At 64.5% G+C, this 6,652-nt stretch carries 1 protein-coding gene; it reads left to right on the plus strand.

What is annotated here, in order from left to right:
• The first annotated feature begins 225 nt into the window (after window positions 1-225).
• Window positions 226-6,636, plus strand: coding sequence for an amino acid adenylation domain-containing protein (locus tag AC0R79_RS12575; protein WP_474734627.1), 6,411 nt, complete (start codon window positions 226-228; stop codon window positions 6,634-6,636).
• Window positions 6,637-6,652: the final 16 nt, after the last annotated feature.

Here is a 6,652-nt window from a genome sequence, read left to right on the forward strand (position 1 = left end):
CGCCGCGTCCCACAATTGCAAGGCGCTAGTCGGTAGCAACGAGTGGCGATTGTCCTACAGGATTTTCAGCCATTTCTTTCCGAACTTTTAGGGGGATCGCTGACCTGTCCGGCCCTGTTGGGTCGCAGGACTGTACAAAGTGAGCAGGGTTGTCCGGGTTTCACGTGTCACGCCGATTTCGGGGCCGATGCTTGAATACGCGCCAAATCACGTGAGATGGATCTTATGAACCAATTTGCTGCCGACGCGGCGGACGGTCTGTCCGCGATTTCCGAGGCTTTCCCGCTGACCGCTGCCCAGCGCGATATCTGGCTCGATCAAGTGCGTCAGGGGAATTCGCCGATGTACAACATCGGTGGTTATGTCGAGCTGACCGGGCCGCTGGATCCGGCGCTGATGCAGGCGGCGCTTGAAGGGCTCGTGGCCCGGCATGACGCCATGCGCACCAGCCTGCTGCCGGGGGCCGGCGAGCATGGGCTGCCGTTGCAGCGTTTCGCGCAATCGATGCCGGTGCCGATGCCGGTGCACGATTTTCGCAGCCATCCCGACCCTTATTCCGCCGCACGCCAACTGACTCAGGAATGCATTGAGCAGCGGTTCACACTGAACGGCGGGCCGTTGTTCCGGTTTTGCCTGATCTGCCTCGATGACGACTGCCATTGGCTGTCACTCCAGGCACATCACCTGATCGTCGATGGCTGGGGTTTCGGCGAGATGCTCAAATCCCTCGACGAGATTTACAACGCGCTGGCGCTCGGGCAGCAGCCGCCCGATTCGGCACCGTCCTATGTCGATTTCATCCGTGATGATGCGCGGTATTTTCAGTCCGCCCGTTATGCCCGTGACCGTGCGTACTGGCTGGACAAATACCAGCACCGTCCCGAGCCGCTGTTGTTGCCGCGTTATCAGGAACGCTTTGCCGGCGCTGCGGCACCGACCCGGATTTTCTCGCAAGTCTTTCCGGCACGCCTGCATGAACGCATGAAGCAGGTGGCCCGAGAGTACGGCGCGTCGGCGTTTCATGTGTTGCTGGCAGCGATCCATGTGTATTTCAGCCGCAGCGCCCAGCGTGACGAATGGGTGGTGGGCGTGCCGCTGCTCAACCGCTCCGGCGCCCGGTTCAAATCGACCCTGGGGCTGTTCACCCAGGTCAGCGCGGTGCGCATGGGGTTCGGCCGCGAGTTGTCGTTCAAGGCGCTGGTCAAGGCGATTGGCGATGAGTTGAAACAGGATTTCCGCCATCAGCGTTTCCCCCTCAGCGAAATGAACCGTGCACTCGGTCTGCTGCGCGAGGATCGCTCGCAGCTGTTCGAAGTGACCGTGTCCTATGAGCGCGACGCGCATGAGTACCGCTACGGCGATGCGCAGGGGCGGGTGGTCAAAGTGTCGAACCACGAAGAGGGCACGCCGCTGTCCGTGCACCTGCTGAGCAGCCGGGGCGACGACGAGGACAGTTTGTACATGGTGTACAACGAAGCCTCCTTTGACGCCGACGAAATCGCGGCGCTGAGCGGGCGCTTGCTGTGGGTGCTGGAGCAGGGGCTTGAAGAACCCGCGCTGGCGGTGGGCGATTTCAGCCTGAGCCTGCCGGCCGAAACGGCGTTGCTGCAGCACTGGAATGACACGCGCGTTGAATTCCCCAATGACCTGACCATCCACCAGCGCATCGAAGCGCAAGCGGCGATGCGACCGGATGCAGTGGCGGCAGAGTTCCAGGGCTTGCGGCTGACCTATGCCGACCTGAACCGACAGGCCAACGCTCTGGCCCATCATTTGATCGGGCTCGGCGTGCGACCCGATGACCGCGTGGCGCTGGTCGCCCGCCGAGGGCTGGACACACTGGTCGCGCTGCTGGCGATCCTCAAGTCCGGCGCCGGTTACGTGCCGGTCGATCCGGCTCACCCTGCGGAACGGTTGAGCTATTTGTTGAGCGATAGCGCTCCGGTCGTGGTTCTGACCCAGCGCGATCTGCGCGAACGCTTGCCGGTGCTGGACGTGCCGGTGATCGAAATCGATCCGCGCGGCTGGCCGATCAACGATCTCGACCCCGACGTCCCGGGGCTGACCACCGCGCACCTGGCCTACGTGATCTACACCTCCGGCTCCACCGGCCAGCCCAAAGGCGTGATGGTCGAGCATCACACGTTATCGAACCTGGTCGACTGGCATTGCGCGGCCTTCGATCTGTGTGCCGGTCGCCACACTTCAAGCCTCGCCGGCTTCGGTTTCGACGCCATGGCCTGGGAAGTCTGGCCGGCGCTGTGTGCCGGCGCGACCCTGTACCTGGCGCCTTCCCGCGATGGCGGCGAAGACATCGACGCGCTGCTCGACTGGTGGCGCGCGCAGCCGCTGGACGTGAGTTTCCTGCCGACCCCGATTGCCGAGTACGCCTTCAGCCGCCACCTAGAACACCCGACCTTGCGCACGCTGCTGATCGGCGGCGATCGCCTGCGCCAGTTCAATCGCGAGCAGACGTTCGCGGTGATCAACAACTACGGCCCGACCGAAGCCACAGTCGTCGCCACCTCGGGCCGAATCGAACCGGGCCGGACGCTGCACATCGGCAAACCCGTGAGCAATGCCACGGCCTATCTGCTGGATGACCGACAGCGTCCGGTGCCGATTGGCGTGGCCGGCGAGCTGTACGTCGGTGGCGCCGGGGTGGCGCGGGGGTACTTCAACCGTCCGGAGTTGACTGCCGAGCGCTTTCTCGACGATCCGTTCAGCCCCCGGCCCAACGCGCGGATGTATCGCACCGGCGATCTCGCACGCTGGCGCCCGGACGGCACTATCGAATACCTGGGCCGCAACGACGATCAGGTGAAAATCCGTGGCGTGCGCATCGAGCCCGGCGAAATCGAAGCGGCGTTGAGCAGCCATGAATCCGTGCGCGATGCGGTGGTGCAGGTGCGCGACGGGCAGTTGCTGGCCTGGTTCACCGAACGCCAGCCGCTGGATATCACGCAACTGCATGCTCACCTCAAGCCCCGTCTGCCCAGCGCGATGCTGCCATCGGCCTACGTGCGTTTGACGGCGTTGCCGCTGACGGCCAACGGCAAACTGGATCGCCAGGCGTTGCCGGCACCGGGGCCTGAGGCGTTGATCCGCCGCGAATATGAAGCCCCGCAAGGCGATGTCGAAATCCTCCTGGCGCAGATCTGGGCCGAGGTGCTGCAAGTCGAAAAGGTCGGGCGTCACGATCACTTCTTTGAACTGGGCGGGCACTCGTTGCTGGCGGTCAACCTGATCGAACGCATGCGGCAGCTCGGCATGAGCAGCGATGTGCGCGTGCTGTTCGGCCAGCCGACATTGGCGGCACTGGCCGCGTCGGTGGGCACTGGCCGCGAGGTCGAAGTGCCGGCCAACCGCATTCCGCCAGGTTGCACGCAGATCAACCCGGACCTGTTGCCGTTGGTAGAACTGGATCAGGCCACCCTCGACCGGATCATCGCCACCGTGCCGGGCGGGGCGGCCAACGTGCAGGACATTTATCCGCTGGCGCCGTTGCAGGAAGGCATCCTTTATCATCACATCACCGCCGCAAAGGGTGATCCGTACCTGCTGCAATCGCAGCTGGCGTTCGACAGCGTCGAGCGGGTCGAGGCCTATGCGGCCGCGCTGCGTCAGGTCATGACGCGCCACGATATCCTGCGCACTGCGGTGGTCTGGGAAGGCTTGACCACCCCGGTGCAGGTGATCTGGCGCGAAGCCGAACTGCCGGTGCAGGAAGTCACCCTTGATCCGGCCGAGGGCGATGTCCTCGCGCAACTGCACGCGCGTTTCGATGCCCGGCGTTATCGCATCGACGTCAGTCAGGCGCCGCTGATCCGGCTGATGTATGCGCGCGACCTGGCCCAAGGGCGGATCGTGGCGATTCTGTTGTTCCATCACCTGGCGCTGGATCACATCGCGCTGGAAGTCTTGCGTCAGGAAATGCGCGCCAACCTGCTGGGGCTCGATAAACCGCTGCCGCCAGCGGTGCCTTATCGCAATTACGTGGCCCAGACCCGGCTCGGTGTCAGCGAACAGGAACATGAAGCGTTCTTCCGCGAAATGCTCGCCGACATCGACGAGCCGACCTTGCCGTTCGGCTTGCAGGATGTGCAGGGCGACGGGCGCGGCATCGACGAAGCCGTACGCACGCTAGCGCCGGAACTTGATCGGCGCTTGCGCCTTCAGGCGCGGCAGGCGGGCGTCAGCGTGGCCAGCCTGATTCACCTGGCCTGGGCGCAGGTGCTGGCGGCGACCTCGGGGCAGGAACATGTGGTATTCGGCAGCGTTTTTATGGGCCGGATGCAGGGAGGCGAGGGCGCGGACCGGGCGCTGGGTGTGTTCATCAACACCTTGCCATTGCGGGTGGACATGGACCGGGGCGCGCGCGATGCGGTGCTACTCACCCACGCCCGATTGACCGACTTGCTCGGGCACGAACATGCGTCACTGGCGCTGGCCCAGCGTTGCAGCGGCGTTGCGTCGCCGGCGCCGCTGTTCAGTGCGTTGCTCAACTATCGGCACTCCGAACTAGAGGCGCAGGAATCGGCGTCGGACCAAGCCTGGCAAGGCATTCAGACTCTGGAAAATGAAGAGCGCACCAATTACCCGATGACCCTGAGCGTTGATGATCTGGGCAGCGCTTTGCAGATCACCACGCGAACCCTGATGAGCATAGGTGCGCAGCGCATCGGCGACTACGTGCAAACCGCGTTGCAGGCACTGGTCGATGCCCTGGAGCAAACCCCGCAACAGCCGCTGAATCGCTTGCCGATCCTGCCGGCGACGGAGCTTGAACAACTGCTGGTCGAGTTCAATGCCAGCGAAGTCGATTGCCCGCTCGATCAGCCGCTTCAGGTGCTGTTCGAACAGCAAGCTCAGCGCAGACCCGACGCCATTGCGTTGCAGGCTGGCGAGCAACAACTGACCTATCGCCAGCTGAACGAACAGGCCAACCGTCTGGCGCATCATCTACGCGAGCACGGTGTGCAGCCCGATTCGCGGGTGGCGATCTGTGTCGAACGCAGCCTGGATCTGGTGGTTGGCCTGCTCGGCATTCTCAAGGCCGGCGGTGCGTATGTGCCGCTGGATCCGGACTATCCGCTGGAACGCCTGCATTACATGCTGCAGGACAGCGCTCCGGTGGCGGTGCTGGTACACGAGACCACCCGCAATCTGTTGGGCGAGCCGGGTGTGCCGGTCATCGATTTCGACCGTTGCACCTGGCAGCACGCGTCCGCCGACAACCTGCAAATACCGGGTTTGAACGCTTCAAACCTGGCCTACATGATCTACACCTCGGGCTCCACCGGCACGCCGAAGGGCGTGATGATCGAGTACCGAAGCGCCTGCAACATGGTGCACTGGGGCTCGCAGATCAGCCCGCCGACCGAGCACGGCGCGCTGCTGCAGAAGGCGCCATTCAGCTTCGACAGTTCGGTGTGGGAGATTTTCTGGCCGCTGTGTTCCGGCCTGCGGCTGGTGCTGGCGCGTCCCGACGGCAACCGCGATTCGGCCTATGTGACCCAGGTGATTCGCGAACGGCAGATCACCGTGGTCAAGTTCGTGCCGGCGCTGCTGCAACAGTTCATCGAACAGGACGATGTCAGCCAGTGCACCAGCCTGACCGACGTGCTCAACGGTGGCGGTGAGCTGACCGCCGCACTGGCCCGGCGCGTGCGCGAGCGCCTGCCATGGGTGCGTCTGCACAACGTCTACGGCCCGACCGAAACCACCGTCGACAGCACCGGCTGGACGCTGGAGCCGGATCAACCGGTGCCGGAAACCGTGGTGCCGATCGGCAAGGCGCTGAGCAACACCCGGCTCTATGTGCTGGATGCCCACGATCAACCGGTGCCATTCGGTGTCAGCGGCCACCTGCACATCGGCGGGGTCGGGGTCGCGCGGGGTTATCTGGGACTGCCGGACATGCAGGCCGAGCGCTTCATCGACAGCCCGTTCGTGGCCGGTGATCGCCTGTACCGCACCGGCGATCTGGTGCGCTACCGGGCGGACGGCAACCTCGAATTCCTCGGCCGCAACGACTTCCAGATCAAGCTGCGCGGCCTGCGTCTGGAACCGGGGGAAATCGAAGCGCGGCTGATCGAGCACCCGGCGGTGCGTGAAGCGGTGGTGCTGGTGCGGGACGAGCGACTGGTGGCGTATTTCACCGTGCGCGAAGGATTCGACGCGCCCCCCATCGAAACCTTGCGTGCCCATGTGCTGGAGCGTTTGCCGGAGTACATGGCGCCGGGCGCTTACGTGAAACTCGACGCGCTGCCCCTGACCCCCAACGACAAGGTCGACCGCAAGGCCTTGCCGGCACCGGGGGCGGAGGCGGTGCTCAGTCGCCGCTACGAGGCGCCCGAGGGCGAGGTCGAAATCCGGCTGGCGCAGATCTGGGCCGAGGTGCTGCAACTGGAGCAGGTCGGGCGCAACGACCACTTCTTTGAGCTCGGCGGGCATTCGTTGCTGGCGGTCAGTCTGGTGGCGCGCATGCGTCAGGCCGGGCTGCACGTCGATGCGCGGACGCTGTTCAGCCAGCCGACCCTGGCCGCGCTGGCGGCGCAGACCTCGGCGCAGGCAAAACAGGTGGAAGTCCCGCAAACCACCATACCGACGCTCAACCGCAAACGTCGGCTCTGAGGCGACATCGGCGTCG

It is taken from the genome of Pseudomonas sp. HD57-3, from assembly GCF_056113135.1.